The organism is Mucilaginibacter sp. 5C4 (genome assembly GCF_034345625.1).
Taxonomy (GTDB): Bacteria; Bacteroidota; Bacteroidia; order Sphingobacteriales; family Sphingobacteriaceae; genus Mucilaginibacter; species Mucilaginibacter aurantiaciroseus.
Genome location: NZ_CP133775.1, coordinates 2,671,810 through 2,692,102 on the forward strand (window position 1 = coordinate 2,671,810; position 20,293 = coordinate 2,692,102).

General features: G+C 41.6%; 17 protein-coding genes and 1 riboswitch. Of the genes, 12 read left to right on the top strand and 5 right to left on the bottom strand.

All coding sequences use genetic code 11. From position 1 onward, the window contains the following. The first annotated feature begins 22 nt into the window (after positions 1-22). The 3 genes from RHM67_RS12575 to RHM67_RS12585 are packed head-to-tail and all read left to right on the top strand — an operon-like array spanning position 23 to position 5,651. Positions 23-2,773 (top strand): putative LPS assembly protein LptD, encoded by a 2,751-nt coding sequence (locus RHM67_RS12575; protein WP_322227097.1) that lies wholly within the window; start codon positions 23-25, stop codon positions 2,771-2,773. Between the two features lie 3 nt (positions 2,774-2,776). Continuing rightward, positions 2,777-4,018 (top strand): competence/damage-inducible protein A, encoded by a 1,242-nt coding sequence (locus RHM67_RS12580; protein WP_322227098.1) that lies wholly within the window; start codon positions 2,777-2,779, stop codon positions 4,016-4,018. Between the two features lie 49 nt (positions 4,019-4,067). Further along, the gene (locus RHM67_RS12585; protein ID WP_322227099.1) at positions 4,068-5,651 is read left to right on the top strand and encodes a 2-oxo acid dehydrogenase subunit E2; all 1,584 of its coding nucleotides are present in this window, start codon (positions 4,068-4,070) and stop codon (positions 5,649-5,651) included. An 81-nt stretch (positions 5,652-5,732) separates the two neighbouring features. Here RHM67_RS12585 and RHM67_RS12590 read toward each other — a convergent pair whose 3' ends face one another. The 5 genes from RHM67_RS12590 to RHM67_RS12610 form a co-directional block, all read right to left on the bottom strand. Continuing rightward, a complete protein-coding gene (locus RHM67_RS12590; protein ID WP_322227100.1) occupies positions 5,733-6,932 on the bottom strand; it encodes a glycosyltransferase family 87 protein in 1,200 nt (399 codons plus the stop codon). Positions 6,933-7,060: 128 nt separating this feature from the next. After that, complete coding sequence (locus tag RHM67_RS12595; RefSeq protein ID WP_322227101.1) at positions 7,061-8,293, bottom strand: homoserine dehydrogenase; 1,233 nt, start codon at positions 8,291-8,293, stop codon at positions 7,061-7,063. Further along, a complete protein-coding gene (locus tag RHM67_RS12600; RefSeq protein WP_322227103.1) occupies positions 8,293-9,348 on the bottom strand; it encodes an alpha/beta fold hydrolase in 1,056 nt (351 codons plus the stop codon). Before RHM67_RS12600 ends, RHM67_RS12595 begins: the two co-directional genes overlap by 1 nt. Positions 9,349-9,428: 80 nt before the next feature. After that, positions 9,429-10,742 carry an O-acetylhomoserine aminocarboxypropyltransferase/cysteine synthase gene (locus RHM67_RS12605; RefSeq protein ID WP_322227104.1) on the bottom strand — a complete coding sequence of 438 codons (1,314 nt, stop codon included), beginning with the start codon at positions 10,740-10,742 and terminating at the stop codon, positions 9,429-9,431. Between the two features lie 233 nt (positions 10,743-10,975). Beyond that, a riboswitch (SAM riboswitch) is annotated at positions 10,976-11,087 on the bottom strand. Positions 11,088-11,228: 141 nt separating this feature from the next. After that, on the bottom strand, positions 11,229-12,344 hold the full coding sequence (locus RHM67_RS12610; RefSeq protein WP_322227105.1) for a trans-sulfuration enzyme family protein: 1,116 nt from the start codon (positions 12,342-12,344) through the stop codon (positions 11,229-11,231). Positions 12,345-12,433: 89 nt separating this feature from the next. Here RHM67_RS12610 and RHM67_RS12615 point away from each other — a divergent pair, with 89 nt between their 5' ends. From RHM67_RS12615 to hemF, 9 genes are all read left to right on the top strand, one after another. Continuing rightward, complete coding sequence (locus RHM67_RS12615; RefSeq protein ID WP_322227106.1) at positions 12,434-12,808, top strand: hypothetical protein; 375 nt, start codon at positions 12,434-12,436, stop codon at positions 12,806-12,808. A 255-nt stretch (positions 12,809-13,063) separates the two neighbouring features. Continuing rightward, the gene (mqnE, locus tag RHM67_RS12620) at positions 13,064-14,257 is read left to right on the top strand and encodes an aminofutalosine synthase MqnE (RefSeq protein WP_322227108.1); all 1,194 of its coding nucleotides are present in this window, start codon (positions 13,064-13,066) and stop codon (positions 14,255-14,257) included. 99 nt (positions 14,258-14,356) lie between these two features. Continuing rightward, complete coding sequence (locus tag RHM67_RS12625) at positions 14,357-14,992, top strand: histidine phosphatase family protein (protein ID WP_322227109.1); 636 nt, start codon at positions 14,357-14,359, stop codon at positions 14,990-14,992. Further along, on the top strand, positions 14,993-15,736 hold the full coding sequence (locus RHM67_RS12630) for a menaquinone biosynthesis protein (protein ID WP_322227110.1): 744 nt from the start codon (positions 14,993-14,995) through the stop codon (positions 15,734-15,736). Between the two features lie 149 nt (positions 15,737-15,885). Next, positions 15,886-16,692: an SDR family oxidoreductase gene (locus RHM67_RS12635; protein ID WP_322227111.1), complete on the top strand. Its 807-nt coding sequence runs from the start codon at positions 15,886-15,888 to the stop codon at positions 16,690-16,692. A 267-nt stretch (positions 16,693-16,959) separates the two neighbouring features. Continuing rightward, positions 16,960-17,433, top strand: a complete 474-nt coding sequence (locus RHM67_RS12640; RefSeq protein WP_322227112.1) for a hypothetical protein — start codon at positions 16,960-16,962, stop codon at positions 17,431-17,433. A gap of 203 nt (positions 17,434-17,636) precedes the next feature. Further along, the gene (locus tag RHM67_RS12645) at positions 17,637-17,834 is read left to right on the top strand and encodes a cold-shock protein (RefSeq protein ID WP_067061679.1); all 198 of its coding nucleotides are present in this window, start codon (positions 17,637-17,639) and stop codon (positions 17,832-17,834) included. 119 nt (positions 17,835-17,953) lie between these two features. Continuing rightward, positions 17,954-19,198, top strand: a complete 1,245-nt coding sequence (locus RHM67_RS12650; RefSeq protein ID WP_322227114.1) for an MFS transporter — start codon at positions 17,954-17,956, stop codon at positions 19,196-19,198. Positions 19,199-19,323: 125 nt separating this feature from the next. Beyond that, a complete protein-coding gene (gene hemF / locus RHM67_RS12655; protein WP_322227115.1) occupies positions 19,324-20,238 on the top strand; it encodes an oxygen-dependent coproporphyrinogen oxidase in 915 nt (304 codons plus the stop codon). Positions 20,239-20,293 lie beyond the last annotated feature (55 nt).

A 20,293-nucleotide genomic window follows, 5' to 3' on the forward strand; every position in this document is an offset into this window, starting at 1 on the left:
AAAATACTATTCATAATCAACTTTGAAATTAGTTAAGCCTTTTTTTACAATTTTAATAATATTAACGGTTAACATAGTAGCCTCTGCAAAAACGGGATTCCACTATATAACTGTTAAAGATACCATTATAAAAGCCGATTCTACAAAGGGCCGCAAAATCATCCAGCCTAAATCGACAATAAAAGTAAATAACACCAAAACAAAAGGCCGTAATTTTACCGCTCCCAATACGGCAACATTAAACACTAAAAGAGATACCACACCAAGCGCGGGTGGGCTAAAATCAATTTTAAAAGCCACTGCCGAAGATTCATCCTTTATTGATAACGATTCTAAGATCAAATACTTATATGGTCGTGCACGTGTAACCTATGAAGACTTTGAGCTTGATGCCGAATACATCCGCGTTGATGAAAACAAGCACCAGATATTTGCGCGTGGCGCAATCGACCCTAAAACAAGGCGATATGTGGGGCGGCCTTTATCTAAATCAGGTAAAGAAAAGCCGGTAGCATCAGATTCATTATTATTTGATTATAAAACCAAAAAAGGAAAGATCTGGAACCCGGCATCAGAGCAGGAGGGTAACTTTATATCCGGCGGCCAGGCAAAACGCTTAAACGAAACCGAGGTAGCTTACCGTAATGTAATATTCAGCACATGTGATCTCCCGTATCCCGAAACTCACTTTGGTATTGTTATTACAAAGGGTATCGGCCAAAAAAACCGGATCATATCCGGCCCCGCATATTTAGAAATCGCGGGAGTACCGTTGCCATTAGGTATACCGTTCGGCTTTTTTCCCAAGCCGGACTCGCGTACATCCGGCCTTATATTGCCAACATTTGGTGAGGATCAAAAACTGGGTTTTTACCTGCGTAACATTGGTTATTACCTTGCGTTGAGCGATTATATCGACCTTACTACTATGGCTACCTTGTATTCAAAAGGATCTTACGAGATAAATACAAACGCACGTTACCTGAAAAAATATAAATACGGCGGTAGCTTAACTTTAAGCTATGGCTCGCACAATTACGGTCTTGCCGGCGACCCGGCCATTAAAGATTTTAATATAGCCTGGACACACTCGCAAGACCCTAACGCTAACCCGGGTACAACCTTTAGTGCATCGGTTAACGCAGGTACATCAAGCTTCTACAGAAACAGCCCGGGCCAAAACAACTATAACTTAACACAGTTAACACAAAACAACTTACGTTCAAGTATATCATATGGTAAAACATGGGCGGGCACACCTTTCAACTTAAATGTAAGTTTAGGCCACAGCCAGGACCTTACCGCTAAAACGGTAACGCTGGAATTGCCTACTTTTAGCTTTAACATGGCTACATTAAGCCCTTTTGATTCTAAAAATCGTGTGGGCGAGCAAAAATGGTATCAGCGCATTACCGTTGGTTATAGCCTGGTAGGTACAAACAAATTGAACGCGATACCGGAGGCCGAGTTATTTAAATCGAGTACTTTTACCAAGCGTTTGCAAAACGGTGTACAACATACTATCCCTGTTGCCTTTAATGCCACGTTTCTTAAATACTTTCAGTTTAATACGGGTATTAACTATTCCGAACGCTGGTATATGCAAAGCATCCGCAGGAGGTTTGACAGAGGTACTGTAGCAGGCCAGATCTTACCGGTTACCGATACCGTACAAGGCTTTACCCGTAACTATCAATATAGCTTAAATGCAGGTGTGTCTACCAAGGTATATGGTACTATACCGTTTAGAAAAGGTAATTTAATAGCAATAAGGCACGTAACCACCCCATCTATCAGCTTTAACTATCAACCCGATTTTGGTGACCCAAGTTATGGTTATTACCGCACCGCAGTAAGCGCGGCAACTGTTCCCTACCCATACTATGCGCAACGTTACTCTATATATGAGCAATCGGTTTACGGAGGGCCGCCAATAGGTAAACAGGCAGGGATAGGTTTTTCGTTAGATAATACTATTGAGGCCAAGGTGAAACCAAAAAGCACCGACACGTCGGGCGTGGCCAGGAAAATCCCGATCCTACAAGGCTTAACTTTTTCTACGTTTTATAACTTCGCGGCCGATTCACTTAAACTTGCCAATATCAATTTCTCGGGCCACACGGCAATATTAAATCAAAAGATCAATATCAACTTTAGCGGTTCGTTTGACCCCTACACTACACAGGTTCGCGATTCTATTTCCGGCAACCAAGTTCAGAAATATATTAGGCGCGTAAACCGCTACAGCTGGCAGGATGGTAAATTTCCTTTACTGCAAAGCTTTAGCTTATCAATGAGTGGGGCCTTAAACCCGGCCACATTCAAGCCTAAAACTGTGCAGCCTGTCGGTAATACTCTGGCCACTATGGATCCTAACCAAGCGCAACGGCTTGCCATGATCAATAGCGACCCCGGCGCATATATTGATTTTAATATCCCATGGAACATATCTATTAACTACAGCTATACTTATTCAAACCAGGTTATAAACAGCTCTGTAAGTAATACCATAATGGTAAGTGGCGATATAAGCCTTACCCAAAAATGGAAGATACAGTATAACAGCAGTTACGATATTAAGGCAAGGCAGCTAAGCAGTGCTACCTCTTTTGCTATCTATCGCGATCTGCATTGCTGGGACTTATCGGTGCAGTGGCTGCCATTTGGTTTCTATAAATCATACAACGTAACTCTAAAAGTTAAGGCATCAATATTGCAGGATCTGAAACTGAGTAAACGAAGCGATTACACCAACAATCAAAACTTTAACTAAATTATGCTGGCAGAGATCATAACCATTGGCGACGAGATACTAATTGGACAAATAGTAGATACCAATTCGGCATGGATGGCTCAAAAACTAAATGAAGAGGGTATAAGAGTTAAACAGATCTCATCTATCTCAGACGATAAGCAACATATTCTTAAAGCCCTTGCCGAAGCCGCACAACGTGCAGATATTATATTGGTAACCGGTGGCCTTGGCCCCACAAAGGATGACATTACCAAATTAACTATAGCAGAATATTTTGGTGTTGGCCTTGTTTTAAATAACGAGGCTTTACAAAACGTTGAAAATATTTTTAAAAAGTATAACCGACCGCTGCTTGAGGTTAACCGCAAACAAGCAGAGGTACCCCAAAATTGCGAGATCATATTGAACAACAACGGTACTGCACCGGGTATGTGGTTTAATGTAGATGGGAAGATATATGTATCGATGCCCGGCGTGCCCTTCGAGATGAAATACATGATGGAGGAAGCTGTGATACCCAGGCTAAAGCAAACGTTAAAGTTGCCGGTCATCATCCATAAAACCATATTGACGGTAGGTGAGGGGGAGTCATTCCTTGCTGAAAAGATAGCCGATATAGAGAACGATCTGCCATCAAACATAAAGCTTGCCTATCTACCAAAAATGGGGCAGGTGCGTTTGAGGTTAAGTGCCTACGGCGATGGCGAGGCATCACTACAAAATAACTTAGAGGAATTTACAGCGAGGATAGTTGAACGGGTTGGCATTAATGTAGTTGCCCAGGAAGATATCCCGCTGGAAAAAGTGATCCTGAATTATATGGCAGAGCGCGGGCTTACGCTATCTGTAGCCGAAAGCTGTACCGGTGGTTATGTATCACACCTGATAACACAGCACGAGGGATCATCGCAGGTATTTTTGGGTGGGGCAGTAACCTATTCAAACGGCCTGAAGGAAAATATTTTGGGTGTAAAAAACGAAACACTTTATCAGTTTGGAGCTGTAAGCGAACAAACGGTTACTGAAATGGCCGAAGGTGCTTTGCGGCGGTTTAAGTCGGATTTTTCGGTAGCAATAACTGGCATTGCAGGGCCGGGGGGCGGCAGCGACGATAAGCCCTTGGGCACCGTATGGATAGCGGCGGCAAAAACCGGCAAAACCGTGGTAAAGAAATTCACATTCGGTAACAAGCGCGCGCAAAACATCGAAAGGAGCGCTGTAGCGGCCTTTTTTATGTTGATTACTTTACTTAAAGAAAATTAGCGGACCCGGTTTAATTCTATATTTTTGAACCAAGAACTATTGTTTCGTTATGGCCAAATACCAATTATTACTGCCAAAAATGGGGGAGAGCGTTGCGGAAGCAACGATAATCAAGTGGACTAAAAAACCGGGCGATTATATAGAAGCAGATGAGGCAGTTATGGAAATTGCTACCGACAAAGTAGATTCGGAAGTCCCGTCACCGGTTTCAGGAAAATTAATTGAACAGCTTTTTAAAGAGGATGAGGTAGTACAGGTAGGTTCTGTAATAGCCATCATAGAAACTGAAGAAGCCGACAGTAATGATGCACCGCCGCCTGTTCCGCAACCCGAACCGGGAGCCAAACCATCACCTGAGCCTGAAGTTACCCAAACGCCCGAACCTACACCGCGGCCAGTTGCAGAACAAGCACCACAATTTTTAGCGCAGCCAACTCCTCAGCCCGTAGCTGAAGCACCTGCAACTGTACCAGGTGCTGATATTCCCGGCATCAATCAAATTGAACAAAGAGAAAATACACCGGTTGACGGCGTAAATTATAGTAATCGCTTTTACTCGCCATTGGTAAAAAACATAGCCAACCAGGAAGGTATTAGCAATAACGAACTTGACCAGATCCCCGGTACAGGCGCCGAAGGCCGTTTAACAAAAGATGACCTGCTGGAGTATATCCAAAAACGTGGTTCTGGTGTATTTACACAACAACCAGGCTATACCGCACCGCAACATGCTGAGCAACCGCAGGTACAACAACCAGCCGTAACTACACAGCCGGTAGCTGAGCCTGCATACATTGCAACAACGCCGAAAATAGAAATACCTCAACCTACGCAGCAGCAGCAGTCTGCACCGGCACAAACTGCCGTACCACAAGCCAAAGCCCTTAAAGATGCTCCGCAACCTGCTGCAACATCTGTATCAGGCGGGCAGGAGATTATAGAAATGGACCGTATGCGTAAGCTTATAGCCGAGCATATGGTATACAGCAAGCACACTTCGCCGCATGTAACCTCGTTTGTTGAGGCCGATGTTACCGAACTTGTACTATGGCGAGAAAAAATTAAAAACTCATTCGAGAAACGTGAAGGCGAAAAAATAACCTTCACCCCGATATTTATTGAGGCGGTTGTAAAAGCAATAAAAGATTTCCCGATGATCAACGTATCTGTTAACGGTACCCAGATCATAAAGAAAAAGGATATCAACATCAGTATGGCAACTGCTTTGCCAAGTGGAAACTTAATTGTACCGGTTATTAAAAAAGCCGATGAATTAAGCCTGATAGGCATAACCAAAGCTGTTAACAACTTGGCAAACCGTGCCCGTAACAATAAGCTACAGCCCGATGATGTACGCGATGGTACGTTTACCATCACTAACGTAGGTTCGTTTGGTAACATAATGGGTACACCCATTATTAACCAGCCACAGGTAGCCATATTAGCAGTTGGCGCCATTAAAAAGAAACCAGCCGTTATAGAAACACCAAAAGGTGATGCAATAGCAATCAGGCACATGATGTTCTTGTCATTATCGTATGACCACCGCGTTGTTGATGGTGCGCTGGGCGGACAATTTGTAAGCAGGGTAGCCCATTACCTGGAAAACTGGGACACTAACAGGAGTTTATAGTTACAGAAATATATAGTTAATTTAATTTGTGAGTTCTACAACAACAAAGGCTTCTATTACGGAAGCCTTTGTTGTTTATCGTTATTCGGTAACCGTGCTTATATGTAAGACTTTTCCATGCTTATCAAAATCCCGGGTAAGCATTTCATAGATTATTTTTAGCCACAATATTAAGCAAGGGAAGGCCATCAAAGCATAGGGTATTATATAATTGACCCGTATATATCTCGGCACTACATCCGAAGTTGAAAAGCTTGTAAAGACAACCGCAAATACAATAAGTAAACGTTCGAAACTGGTAATTGGCCGGTCTAAATTAACAAACCAGATACCTACACCTATAAATGCAATAATATAGGTTGGCGGTTCGGACCCGGTACTAAATATCACCGTAAATATTAATGTAGATGCCAGTAGCAGTAGTTGATATTTGGAGTTGCGCCAATGTTTTATACGCAGCATTGATGCGCCAAATAGCAGTATACCCGGCACCAATGTAAATAAGTTAGCCAAGTTTTTAACCATAAATATTTTAGTGACCATCCCCATTACACTTACATTACCTCTGGTAGAAACTAGGTTGGCAGCGTTTTTTGCAAGCAGGTCTGGATACCAGTCGCGATAGGTTTTTAAAATATAATGTGGTGATGACACCAGCATTGGCAATGCAAATAACACTACCGACCAAAACATAAGGCTCAAAATAAACTTAACCTTATTATCTGAGAAGAAGAAGAACGCCAAACCAACAACGCCGTATAATTTAATTGCAGTACCCAGAATGATCATCAGGGCAGCCCAAAAATCCTGCTTATTCCTAATAAATATAAAGCTAAAAATTACCAGCGCTGCTATTAGGGGATTTACCTGTACGTTACCCGACGAGCCCATCATACTATTTATATTAAGTAACAGTATAACCAGCTTTTGCGAATTATTTAAAGGCAGTTTAGATACAGCATAATACAGTATAAAAGTTAAAAACATCACCCAAAGTATTACGCCAATTTGGTTTGGCAATATGGCAAAAGGTGCTATAACCAATCCAAATACCGGCCCGTAATGGTTTAGGTCGAAATAGTATTGTGGTTCGGGGCCAAACAAGCTTTGCTCATGTATAAGATTTAAAAAGTTATGTTTATAAATAATATAATTATTATGTGTGGTAAGCTTGTTCTCGGGATGTGTAATAATATCTTTCGCTACAGCAAAAAAACTTAAGCCAAACCAAAGCGTAAGTATAAAACGTTTATCGAACAGGATGCTTTTTAGCTTTTGCATAACAGGGTTTAAGATTTTTGCAATGATACGTAATGACAGGTAAATACAGAAATGAGAAACCCTAAACAAAAAAGAGATTGCCCGGCATTACCGATCCAATCTCTTTATAATATTATGTGTGCCCGTTGCTATGCCTCGGCTACCTGTAGTTTTTCTGCAGCTAAGGTAATACCGGTTAACTGATCGGCGAAGGCCACGAAGGCTTTTGTATCTGCTATGCGCTGCTGGTTATCAATAAGCTTTTGCAGGTTTATTTTACCTATCACAAACTTATAGCTGCCCGAGTAAAAACGTTCGTGGATGTGCTCAAACTCTAAAGCTTCAACCAAACCTTCATCCTCGTAACGCAGGTATATGTTAACTTCTACATTGTTGGTGAATTGCAGGTTATTTACACCCTTAGCTTTTTTGTATTCGTATTGATAATCGTAACGCAAGGCTGCTATATCTGATAGTACTGCAGAACCGGTTGGATGGCCGCCTGCACCTTTACCAAAAAAGAATTGTTGATCGGCAAAGGCTGCCTGTACGGTTACACCATTATATTCATACTCCACGTTATATAAAAACTCGGTTTCATTCACAAACTTAGGTAAAACAAAAAGAGTAACGTGCTTATCGTCAAGTTCCTTAGCAACCGGTACAAGCTTTATCTTTAATTTCTTCTCGCGGGCGTATTGCAGATCATTTGGTGACAAGTTTTGGATCCCTATGTTCAATACATCCTCAGGGTTGATCACAACACCATAGGCATGTGCTGCCGCGATGATCAGTTTATACTTAGCATCGTAGCCGCCAACATCCATTGTCGGGTCGGTTTCGGCAAAGCCAAGGTCCTGTGCTTGTTTAAGTGCAGTATCGTAATCAAGGTTCTCTAAATAACCTTTAGAAAGAATGTAGTTTGATGACCCATTAAAGATACCGCTGATAGAGTGGAGCAATTCGTTGTCATAATACTCCTCCAGGTTACGGATGATAGGGATACTGCCACAAACCGCACCTTCGTATAATAAAGACGTTCCGTGGATCTGTTGAAGTTCTATCAACTCATTCAGGTAAGTAGCTATCATTTTTTTACTGGCCGATACCACGTTTTTACCTGTGCTTAACGCACGTGATACAATTTCGAAAGCAGCCTCGGTATCGTTTATCAGTTCAACCACGGTATTGATTTCCGGGTTGTTCAGAATCTCGTCTCTATCGGTTGTGAAAAGTTCTTTCGGTAACGAACGTTCTTTGCTCGGGTTTTTGATGGCAATTTTAACGATCTCGATGTTCAGGTCTTTTGTTTTGATGATATCGTACAACCCCTGGCCCACAACTCCAAATCCGAAGAGGCCTATATTCAGTTTCTTGCTCATTAAGCTATTTTTTGTAGTTCTATTATTTTTCCTTTTACATCGGTTTTAAAAAACGATGTGATGATGTTTGTTAAGTCTTCTGTTTCAATTAGAAATCCATCGTGTCCATAAAACGAATCCAATTCGGCAAAGGCCGATTTTGGGATATGCCTGAACAGGTATTGCTGCTCTTCGATAGGAAATAGCACATCCGATTTGATGCCGATAACCAATGTACGTGCCTTTATCAAACTCAATGCTTTATCAACCCCATGCCTGCCGCGGCCTACGTTATGCGAATCCATCGCTTTAGATAGATACCAGTAACTGTAGGCGTTAAAACGGTTTACTAATTTTTCGCCCTGGTAACCTTGGTAAGTTGATGCTTTAAAATTATCAGTAGTACCATCACCATCTTCCTGCTGTGTGATGCCGTAAGTTTTATAACTACGGTAGGATAGGAGCGCTATGCTTCGCGCCGCTTTTAAGCCTTTACTGCCACCATCTGGCGCACCGGCGTAAAAGGTACGGTCGGCCGTGATAGCCAAACGTTGCGACTCATTAAAGGCAATGCCCCATGGTGAATGATTCGCATTTGTTGCTATCAATATCAGGTTTTTGATGCGTTCCGGCTCAATAATGCTCCACTCTATAGCCTGCTGGCCACCTAATGATCCACCTAATAAAATTTCGATATGATTGATATCTAAATGATCAGCCAATAATGTATGCGCCTTTACAATATCACGAATGGTAAACTCCGGGAAAGCCAGGTAATATGGCTGGCCTGTATTCGGATTAGTGTCAAGAGGGCTAACTGTACCATAAGACGAGCCTAACACATTAGCACAAACAATAAAATGTTCGTCGGGATTGAAGTGGTCTTCGGGGCCGAAAAGCCCTTTCCACCAGTCAAAAACATCAGAATTTGCAGTTAGGGCATGGCATACCCATACCACATTATCCCGGTTTTTATTGAGGCTTCCATAGGTAGTAAAGCCAATTGTAAGTCCTTGCAGTTTCTGGCCGGATTCCAGTTCAAACGTTCCGGTATATGTAAAACTCTGTGTGCTCATTTGTTATTCTTCGTTATTGGGGAGCAGTTGGCTAAAACAACCGCCCCCATAATAACATCACTTAAAAAACTAAAAAACTCTTATGCTAATTCAAGCTGCTGTATTTTGGCAAATGCCTGTGCAAAATCAGCTTTAATATCATCTATATGTTCAATACCAACCGCCACGCGTAATACGCCCGGCAGTACTCCTGCAGAGATCTGCTCAATGTCTGATAATTGCTGATGCGTAGTAGCCGATGGTTGTATAATTAATGTTTTTGCATCGCCAACGTTGGCTAAATGGCTAACTAATTGCAGGTTGTCAATCAAGTTATTCGCCAATTCCTTGTCACCCTTTATCTTGAACGACAATACCGCGCCAAAGCCATTTTTTAGATATTTTTTGGCAAGCGTGTGATATGCAGACGATTCTAACCCCGGATAGTTAACCGATTCTACCTGCGGGTGTTTTTCCAGCCACTTGGCCAATTCAAGCGTGTTATCTACATGGCGCTGTACTCGCAGGGATAAGGTTTCCAATCCCTGGATATTTAGCCATGAATTGAATGGTGATTGCGAAGGGCCGAAATCTCTCAAACCTTCTACACGGGCACGAATAATAAAGTTGATATTGCCAAACGGACCGTTAACACCAAATACATCATTAAATACTAATCCATGGTAACCTTCGCTTGGCTCGGTAAATTGCGGGAATTTGCCGTTACCCCAATTATAAGTACCGCCATCAACAATAACACCGCCAATGCTTGTGCCATGTCCGTTGATCCATTTGGTAGTAGATTCCACAACCACATGCGCGCCATGTTGTAATGGGCGGAACAGGTACCCACCTGCTGCGAATGTATTATCAACTATCAACGGCAGATCGTGCTTTTTGGCTAATGCCGCCAATTTTTCAAAATCGGGAATACTGAAACCGGGGTTACCAATAGTTTCTGTATAAATAGCTTTGGTTTTATTGTCGATATGTTTTTCAATATTCTCTGCTGTATCGTCCTGGGCGAAACGTACTTCGATACCCAAACGTTTAAAAGCTACTTTGAATTGATTGTATGTACCGCCATATAGGAAAGGGGAAGTAACAAAGTTATCGCCGGCCTGTAAAATGTTGTTTAACGCGATGAACTGCGCTGCCTGTCCGGATGCTGTTGCCAAAGCCGCTATACCACCTTCAAGAGCAGCAATGCGCTTCTCAAAAACATCGGTGGTGGGGTTCATTAAACGGGTATAGATGTTGCCAAATTCCTTTAGCGCGAAAAGGTTTGCGCCATGCTCGGCATTTTTAAATACGTATGAAGAGGTTTGAAATAATGGTACTGCACGGGCACCTGTGGTAGTATCAACTTCCTGACCGGCATGTAGTTGCAGTGTTTCAAATTTTAAGTTAGACATGTTCTGTAGATTAAGAGTTTTTAATTGGAAATGTTAAGATTACGGCAGGATAAAACTATCCCATTCGGCAGATCACGTATTTTCAGGAAAACAGAAAAGGGAACGTGTTAGCGAATTAACAGCAGCAACAACACATACAAATACAGCCTTGAGATTGGTTGTATGCTAAAGTTTGGGCCGATGGGGCCTGCGATGTATTTTGCTGTAGGTAAGTTAAACTTTTCATGATTAAAAATTTATATCCCCCGGTTAACTATTCTCCGGGACAGGAATTGGCACCTTCTACACCTTGTAGGGTTGCCAGCGGTTCTCTGAGCCTGATCTCTCGCCGCTTCTTTATAAACCAAAATCCGTGTGAGGGAAAATTGATCGTAGTATTGCTACCAAATAATGTTTCAAATATAGGGTAATAGGAATTTATAATCCAAATTAAATGTTTAATAAATTATCATTTCGATGTAAAAGAGCTGTGTTCGTCTATAAATATTATACCATTGCCTGTTCCAGATCAGCTATCAGATCATCGATATGTTCTAACCCAACCGAAACTCTTAGCAAATTCAATGGTGTTTTGGTATCCGTTCCTTCAACGCTGGCGCGATGTTCAATCAAACTTTCTACCCCGCCAAGGCTGGTGGCCTGGGTAAAAATTTTAAGGGAATTAACTACTTTCTTCGCTTCCGCTTCGCCACCCTTTAGTGTGAACGACATCATGGCGCCTGGAAGGCTCATCTGCGCTTTAACAATATCATACTGTGGATGCGAAGGGAGGCCGGGATACATTACTTGCTCTATACGTAGGTGTTTCTCTAAAAACGCGGCCAGTAATTGCGCATTGTGTACATGGCCTTTAACACGGTAAGGCAGGGTTTTAATACTGCGCACCAAGTAGTAGCAATCCATAGGGGAGGGCACCGCTCCACCCATGGTTTGCACATTGCGGATCTTTTCCCACCAGTCGCTTTTTTTGGCGGTAATTAACGCGCCACCCATCAAATCGCTGTGGCCGCCAAAGTATTTGGTTGATGAATGCATTACAAGATTGGCGCCCAAAGCAAGCGGGTTTTGACAAACAGGTGTGGCGAAGGTATTATCACACACTACTTTTATATTGTGCTGACGGGCTATCGCCACTACCTTTTTAATGTCGGTAATTTTTAATAATGGGTTAGATGGTGTTTCTATCCATATCACTCCGGTGTTGGGTTTGATATGTGCCTGTAAAACATCACTATCATTCACATCTACAAAATCAAACTCCAATATCCCCGCAAAAAGTGCCTTTAGCTGGTTACGTAAGCCATGATACATATCATCCGGCGCAATGATATGCGTACCCGGCTCCAATGATTGGAAAACCGACATGCCTGCTGCGTTACCGGATGAAAAAGCCGCAGCCTCAACACCGCCCTCTAATTGTGCCAGCACATTTTCTAACGAGGTTCGGTTAGGGTTGGCCGAACGGCTGTATTGATAGCCCGCAGAAAACCCGCCATCAGCATCGCGCTCAAACGTAGTTGCCATAACAATGGGTTGTACAACTGCTTTTGTTGAGGCATCGGTATGGTTACCTGCATGGATGGCTATAGTTTCTATTTTCATAATGCTGCTAATTTATAAATTGATTTTTTTTTAACGTGTAAAGTGTAGCACTTTATTTACTTTCTGCGTAATTATATAAAACCTAATCCATGAAAAAAGCCTTTATGTTGATTATTGCCGCATTAATATGCTTGTCGGCTTGTAAAAAAGTTGAGTTTAGCGATAAGTTGAATGACAGCCATAACAAATGGCTTACCTTTAGAAATCAAAGTAATAACTCTTATTCGTACACTGCTTATACAGGGTCGGTATTGGGGAATCACATCGAAACGAAAATTACGGTAACAAATGGCAAGGTTACCGCACGTGAATATATTGCAGGTACCTACAAGCCCAATACCGCTGATTTAGTTATTAGTGAAACATGGATAGAAAATGAATCTTCTTTAAATACCCATACCAACAGCGGCGCTTTCAAAATGCGTACATTGGATCAAGTTTATACTAAAGCCAAAAGTATATAGTTAAAGGCGGATCCTAAACAAAATGACATTTACTTTGAGACCGCTAACGAAGGGATGATCTCATCGGCAGGATATGTACCCAAAGGTTGTCAGGACGATTGTTTCAACGGAGTGCATATTAAAGATATCAGAAAAATGTGATTGACTTTCCATCTGTAACCACACTGTCATAGTTGGGTGTTCAAACACTCATTATAATGATACTTCCATTTTAAAACTAATGCAAATTGTTACATTTGCTCAAATATTTTTATAATGGAAGTATCAGATAATTTTCTGGTTTTGCTAAATAATCCTCAGCTTTTACCGGCACTAAAACAGATTGCTGAGAAGGTACTCCATAACCAGCGCATCACATTTGATGAAGGCGTCCTGCTTTACGAAAAGGCCGAGCTGGGTTATCTGGGAGTACTTGCCAATTACATACGCGAACAAAAACACGGTGATAAAACATACTTTAACCGTAATTTCCACATCGAGCCCACTAACCTTTGTGTTTACGATTGTAAATTCTGTTCTTACTCGCGCCTCATAAAACAACGTGCCGACGGATGGGAGTATACCATGGACGAGATGCTGGATATTGTTAAAAAATATGACGACCAGCCCGTTACCGAAGTGCACATTGTAGGCGGTGTATTGCCACAGTACGATGTTGCTTTTTATTCGGAATTATTTAGCAGGATAAAAGCACACAGGCCCGATCTGCACGTTAAAGCATTAACACCTGTCGAGTATCATTACATCTTTAAAAAAGCTAAAATAGATTACGCTACAGGCATGAAGTTGATGAAAGACGCAGGTCTGGAATCTATGCCGGGCGGAGGTGCGGAAATCTTCCATCCTGAAGTACGCGACCTGATAGCCAAAGATAAATGTACCGGTGACCAGTGGCTGGCCATCCATGAGGAATGGCACAAACTGGGTATGCGCTCAAACGCAACCATGCTTTACGGACATATCGAGAAGTTCCATCATCGGGTTGACCACATGGAACAATTGCGCCAACTGCAGGATAAAACAGGCGGTTTCCAAACGTTTATTCCGTTGAAGTTCCGTAACCAGGATAACCAAATGAGTAATGTGCCGGAATCGACTGTAGTTGAAGATTTGCGTAATTACGCTATCGCACGTATCTACCTGGATAATTTTGACCATATAAAAGCTTACTGGGCCATGATCAGCCGTACCACCGCGCAACTATCACTTAACTTTGGGGTGGATGATATCGACGGTACGCTTGATGATACTACGAAGATATACTCGATGGCGGGCGCAGAAGAGCAAAAACCGGCCATGAGTACTAAAGAATTAGTAGAGCTTATCAAAAATGCAGGGCGCTACCCAATAGAGCGCGATACGCTTTATAACGTGGTGACCGATTACAATGATTACCAGTTTCCTGATGAAGTAAAACCGCGCTTTTACAAACTGCCGGTTATAAATTAGTTTACTGGTTCATTTGTTCATTAGGTAATTGGTGTTAACCAATTGACCGATGGTTTATAATGAACATACGGACCAATGAACAAATGAACTATTGAACAAATGAACAAAGTAGAAAAGACATTATATATAGTACGCCACGGGCAAACAGATCTTAATAAGCAAGGCATTGTACAGGGCCGCGGCCGCGATACCGATTTAAACGACGAAGGCCGCTACCAGGCCGACTTATTTTACCAGGCTTACAAGGAAGTACCTTTCGATAAGATCTACATATCCGAACTAAAGCGCACGCAGCAAAGCATCCAGCAGTTTATAGACCTTGGCTTGCCATACGAAAAGCTGGAAGGTTTGGATGAGCTTGCCTGGGGCATCCACGAAGGACAACCCGCCACGCCCGAAACCAAAGCCGCGTTTTTAGACCTGATGCGCAATTGGTTAGACGGTAAGCTCAATACTAAGTTTGAAGGTGGCGAAAGCCCTAATGAAGTAAAGGCAAGGCAACTACAGGCGCTCGATATTATCATGAGTCACCCTGAAGAGAAAAATGTATTGGTATGTATGCACGGCCGTGCATTACGTTTGCTGATGTGTATTTTAACAGATCTGCCGCTTACGCAGATGGATACCTTTCCGCACCAAAACCTTGTGCTTTACAAGGTAACTTATGATGGCAGTCGTTTCCGCATTGTAGAAGCCAATAACGCATTGCATTTGAAAATTTATAGAGAACGATAAGTGAATAAGATAAGAATATCTGCCGTTAGTTATACTAACACCAAACCCTTTTTATACGGCCTGCAACATTTCGATATCAAAGATAAGATAGACCTAAGTCTTGATATGCCATCAGACTGTGCCCAAAAACTAATAGATGATAAGGCTGATATAGGTTTAATACCTGTGGCCGCTACTTTAAGCCTGCCCAAATGGGAGATTATATCTAACTATTGCATTGGCGCCGTTGGCGCAGTAAACTCCGTATTTGTATTCAGCAATTGCGATATAAAGGATGTGAAGCACCTACAACTCGACCCGGAATCGCGCAGCTCAAATAACCTGGCTAAGGTACTGTTAAAAAACTTTTGGAAAATACAGCCCGAGTTGATTACAGGTGCCGATGACTATTCCACTTCGCAAGATGAGCAAACTGCCTTTGTACAAATTGGCGACCGTACATTCGGTAAAAAAGATCAGTACAAATATGTTTATGACCTTTCTGAAGAATGGCAAAAATTCACCGGGCTACCATTTGTATTTGCCGCGTGGATAGCTAATAAACCCATCTCCGAGGAGTTCATCAAAGAATTTAACCAGGCGCTTCGCCATGGCCTTGCCCACAGGCACGAGCTTTTAAAAACCCTGCCTCAACGCGCAGATTTTGACCTGGAAGATTACTTGATGCACAAACTCGATTTTGATTTAACCGAGGATAAGAAGAAAGCGTTGTATCTGTTTTTGGATTATATAAAAGCGTTGTAAATTACATTTGTCATGGTGGGTCTGTCGAACTACTTATCTATAGTATAAGTCTTCGACAGGCTCAGACTGACATTTTTTTTATCTAAAATCCTGTCCCATTAAAACCTTATTATGTTATTAGCCTTGCATATAGCATAATATAACACGATATGGATCCTCAAAAACTTAACGGACAAATTGCATTAGTAACAGGCGCTGATAGTGGTATTGGTAAAGGCGTAGCAATAGCCATTGCCAAAGCAGGGGCAAAGGTATTGATAAACTACGTGCATAATGCAAATGCAGCTAATGAGGTTGTTGCCGAAATAAATACCGCAGGCGGAGAAGAATTTGCCTATAAAGCTGATGTGAGTAAGGAAGGGGAGGTACAAGCTATGTTTGCCGCCATCATCCAAAAATATGGCGCGCTAGATATACTGGTTAATAATGCGGGCCTACAAAAAGATTCCAAATTTGTAGACATGACCCTGGACGAGTGGAATACAGTCATCAATATTAACCTTACGGGGCAATTCCTTTGCTCGCGCGAGGCTGCCAAACTATTTATTAAGAGGGGAGTGGTAGAAGGCGTTAGTCGCGCTGCGGGTAAGATCATCTGCATGAGCAGCGTACACGAGATAATCCCATGGGCGGGGCATGTAAATTACGCGGCCAGCAAGGGGGGCATTAATATGTTTATGAAAAGTATTGCGCAGGAATTGGCGCCGCATAAAATCCGAGTGGTAGGCATAGGCCCGGGCGCTATTCAAACTCCAATTAATAAAGAAGCCTGGGAAACGCCGGAGGCTTTGAACAAGCTTTTAACCCTTATTCCATACAATCGCATCGGCCAGCCCGATGATATAGGGAAATTAGCTGTTTTTTTAGCTTCTGACGATGCAGATTATATAACAGGTACTACCATTTTTGCTGATGGTGGCATGACGCTATACCCCGGATTCGACGGCAACGGATAGCAAATACCTGTATAGAAATGCACAAATGTCATTTTAAAGTCACAAATAACGAATCGGTTTACATTAATTTAACTTAGTGTACTTTATACAATAAGATATTAAGCGTTTTGTTGACATATTTTTAAATGTACACTATGTAACAGCATGATTTTTTAAATTGCAATCAAAAACGCTCATTAATTATTAAATATTCATAAAAATTAGCAATAATTATGAATATTATCAATACGAATGTACATTTGTTATATAATTAAAAACAACAAGATCATGAAAAAATTATTTATATCTACCGCTATCGCAGCATTGTTCACAGTAAATGTTTTTGCTGCTAACACACTTACTAAAGCAGAAGGTGATGCTGATGCAGTACCATACGCAGTTTCTTCGAAATTCAACAGCGATTTTGTTAGGGCTGAAAATGTAACTTGGAAGGTTAATTCAAAATTCCAGAAAGCAACCTTTACACTTGATGGTGTAAAAAAATCAGCTTTCTACAATCTTAAAGGTGAATTGATTGGTATTACCGAAAATGTACAATTTAAAGAATTGCCTGCAAAAGCTAAAAAAGAGATCGCAGCTAAATACGAAGGTTACTTCGCAAACGAAGTTATCAAATTAGATAACGACGATAACGGCTTCGATTCAGTTGTGTATTTTGTTGATCTAAAAAACGACAAAGAAGAAGTTTTGTTAAGAGTTACACCAAGTGCCGGTGTTTATTTCTTTCAGCAGGTAAAATAATCACCTAAAACTTATATCGTAATGAAAGTCATTGGTTTACACCAGTGACTTTTTTGTTTTTAAATTTATTTGGTTATATAATAATTTTATATATTTGGTAAGGATAGTTGTACATTCTATATTGATTATTAAGCCATTTTTATAATTCAGTTGAATTACCTACTGATCTTAACACACAATTATTAATACAATTATTTATTATTATGAAAACTGGAAAAGTAAAATGGTTTAACACACAAAAAGGTTACGGATTTATTATTACCGATGATGGTAAAGACTTGTTTGTACACTTTAAAGATGTACAAGGCGGCGTAAACGCAATTAAAGACAACGATAACGTTGAATACGAAGAAGAAGAAGGACGTAAAGGATTACAGGCAGTAAACGTAAAAAAAGTTTAATTAGCTGCTATAAAATATATAGCCCCTGTTTTAATAAGCAGGGGTTTTTTTATGCATTTTAATTTGTTTTTTGCATCCATTTTATACCTTAGCCAAACCAATTATTACAACCCTGATCTATGACCGACACTGCTTCAGCAAAAGTTTCGCGGAATGTTATATTCCTGGTACTTGTGGCCTCCCTGGGCTATTTCGTTGACATATACGATCTTTTAGTTTTCTCAATAGTACGCAAGGCCAGCTTACATGATATTGGCGTAGCCGATGCCGATATATTATCTAAAGGGCAGTTTATTATCAACGTGCAAATGTTTGGCTTGTTACTCGGCGGTTTACTGTGGGGCATTATAGGCGATAAGCTTGGCCGTATTAAGGTGTTATTTGGGTCGATACTGTTATACTCCATAGCTAACTTTGCAAATGCCTTTGTAACCGATGTTAATACTTATGCCATAATACGATTTATAGCAGGTGTAGGCCTTGCCGGGGAGCTCGGGGCCGGCATCACGCTGGTAACCGAAACTTTGAGTAAAGAGAAACGAGGCTACGGCACTATGATCGTTGCAGTAATTGGCCTTTTTGGCGCTGCGGCAGCATACGAAGCTGCAAAATTTGGCTGGCAACATGCTTACATGGTAGGTGGCGGCCTGGGTATAATATTGCTGCTATTACGTGTAGGTACATTCGAGTCGGGTATGTTTAATAAGGTTAAGGACAGCGGTGTATCAAAAGGCAACTTTTTTATGCTATTCACCAATGCAGCAAGATTTAAGAAATACCTGTATTGTATACTAATTGGCGCGCCGCTTTGGTACGTAGTAGGAGTGCTTGTAACCCTATCGCCCGAATTTGGTAAGGCCTTGGGCTCAACCGTACCGCTTAGCGCAGGCGAGGGGGTGCTTTATACTTATATCGGTATTTCCATAGGCGATATATTTGCGGGCCTACTGGCACAGGTTACTAAATCGCGTAAGTTAACCATGGCTGTATTCCTGCTATTGTCTTTGGTAAGCGCATTTAGTTATTTAAGTTCAAAAGGCATCACGCACGATAAGTTTGTTTGGACCTGTTTCGCCATGGGTTGCACCGTTGGTTATTGGGCAACCTTTGTAACCATAGCCGCCGAGCAATTTGGTACAAACATCCGCTCAACCGTTACCACTACAGTTCCAAACTTTGTACGCGGTTCATTGATCCCTATCAATATTGCATTTAATGCCTTTGTGGTGCATTATGGTATGGTTACAAGTGGTTATATTATGATGGTGTTACTTACACTCATCTCGCTATTTTCGCTTAGCCAGCTAAAAGAAACCTTTGGTAAGGATTTGAATTATATTGAGGAAGAAGCGGGAATTAGTTAGGGATTTAATTAGTAATTTAGTGAGTAAATGAATTAGTGATTGAAAATTGCTAACCCCAACCAATAGTTTGTTTAGTTTTGCAGCATATTAATCACTAATTCACTAATTCAGTCATTCACTAATTAATGATTACGAAGGAACAAATAGCCGCAAATTATAAAGAGATACAGGACGAGATATGCGCAGCACTTGAAGCCACTGATGGCAAAAGCACGTTTGAAGAAGAGTTGTGGGAACGCGAAGGAGGAGGCGGAGGACGTACCCGAATCATCCAGAACGGTAGCATATTTGAAAAAGGCGGCGTAAATTTTTCAGCTGTGTATGGCCAGTTGCCGCACACCGTAAAAAAAGCACTTAACGTAGAGCAGGACGACTTTTTCGCCACCGGTATCTCTATCGTTATCCACCCAAATCATCCTTGGGTGCCAATTATCCACATGAACATCAGGTACTTCGAGATGCCTTCGTCATTTAATAATGATACACCACCGGTACGCTGGTTTGGTGGCGGGATTGATCTTACGCCTCATTACGTGGTTGAAGATGACGCACGTTTTTTCCACCAGCAATTAAAAACCGTTTGCGACCAGTTTAACACCGATTTTTATGAGCGCTTTAAGACTTGGGCCGATAATTACTTCTACATAAAACACCGTGATGAGACCCGTGGCATTGGCGGTATTTTCTATGACCGCTTAACCGCTACGGATGACATCACCTGGGAAACCGTTTTTGAGTTCTCCAAAGCTTTAGGCCGGTCTTTTATCCCAACCTACACCGAATTGGTAAACCGCAGCCGCGATAAGCAGTTTACAGATGAGCAGCAGCAGTGGCAGTATCAGCGCCGCAGCCGTTACACCGAGTTTAATTTGGTTTACGATGCAGGCACCAAGTTCGGACTGGAAACTAATGGGCGTATCGAATCGATACTGATGAGTTTGCCGCCCACGGCCAAATGGGTTTATAACTACCAGGCACAGCCGGGCAGCGAGGAAGAGAAAACTTTATCGCTGTTAAAAAAAGGTATTAACTGGGTTTAGATATGTTAAAAAGGATTTTTCCTGCTTGCGCTTTGTGTATTTCGTATACAAGATA

What these genes read in the sequence shown, in the direction of transcription:
- RHM67_RS12580 (WP_322227098.1), top strand. Translation starts at nt 2,777, where the DNA reads ATGCTGGCAGAGATCATAACCATTGGCGACGAGATACTAATTGGACAA.
- RHM67_RS12585 (WP_322227099.1), top strand. Translation starts at nt 4,068, where the DNA reads ATGGCCAAATACCAATTATTACTGCCAAAAATGGGGGAGAGCGTTGCG.
- RHM67_RS12590 (WP_322227100.1), bottom strand. Translation starts at nt 6,932, where the DNA reads ATGCAAAAGCTAAAAAGCATCCTGTTCGATAAACGTTTTATACTTACG.
- RHM67_RS12595 (WP_322227101.1), bottom strand. Translation starts at nt 8,293, where the DNA reads ATGAGCAAGAAACTGAATATAGGCCTCTTCGGATTTGGAGTTGTGGGC.
- RHM67_RS12600 (WP_322227103.1), bottom strand. Translation starts at nt 9,348, where the DNA reads ATGAGCACACAGAGTTTTACATATACCGGAACGTTTGAACTGGAATCC.
- RHM67_RS12605 (WP_322227104.1), bottom strand. Translation starts at nt 10,742, where the DNA reads ATGTCTAACTTAAAATTTGAAACACTGCAACTACATGCCGGTCAGGAA.
- RHM67_RS12610 (WP_322227105.1), bottom strand. Translation starts at nt 12,344, where the DNA reads ATGAAAATAGAAACTATAGCCATCCATGCAGGTAACCATACCGATGCC.
- RHM67_RS12615 (WP_322227106.1), top strand. Translation starts at nt 12,434, where the DNA reads ATGAAAAAAGCCTTTATGTTGATTATTGCCGCATTAATATGCTTGTCG.
- mqnE (WP_322227108.1), top strand. Translation starts at nt 13,064, where the DNA reads ATGGAAGTATCAGATAATTTTCTGGTTTTGCTAAATAATCCTCAGCTT.
- RHM67_RS12625 (WP_322227109.1), top strand. Translation starts at nt 14,357, where the DNA reads ATGAACAAAGTAGAAAAGACATTATATATAGTACGCCACGGGCAAACA.
- RHM67_RS12635 (WP_322227111.1), top strand. Translation starts at nt 15,886, where the DNA reads ATGGATCCTCAAAAACTTAACGGACAAATTGCATTAGTAACAGGCGCT.
- RHM67_RS12640 (WP_322227112.1), top strand. Translation starts at nt 16,960, where the DNA reads ATGAAAAAATTATTTATATCTACCGCTATCGCAGCATTGTTCACAGTA.
- RHM67_RS12645 (WP_067061679.1), top strand. Translation starts at nt 17,637, where the DNA reads ATGAAAACTGGAAAAGTAAAATGGTTTAACACACAAAAAGGTTACGGA.
- RHM67_RS12650 (WP_322227114.1), top strand. Translation starts at nt 17,954, where the DNA reads ATGACCGACACTGCTTCAGCAAAAGTTTCGCGGAATGTTATATTCCTG.
- hemF (WP_322227115.1), top strand. Translation starts at nt 19,324, where the DNA reads ATGATTACGAAGGAACAAATAGCCGCAAATTATAAAGAGATACAGGAC.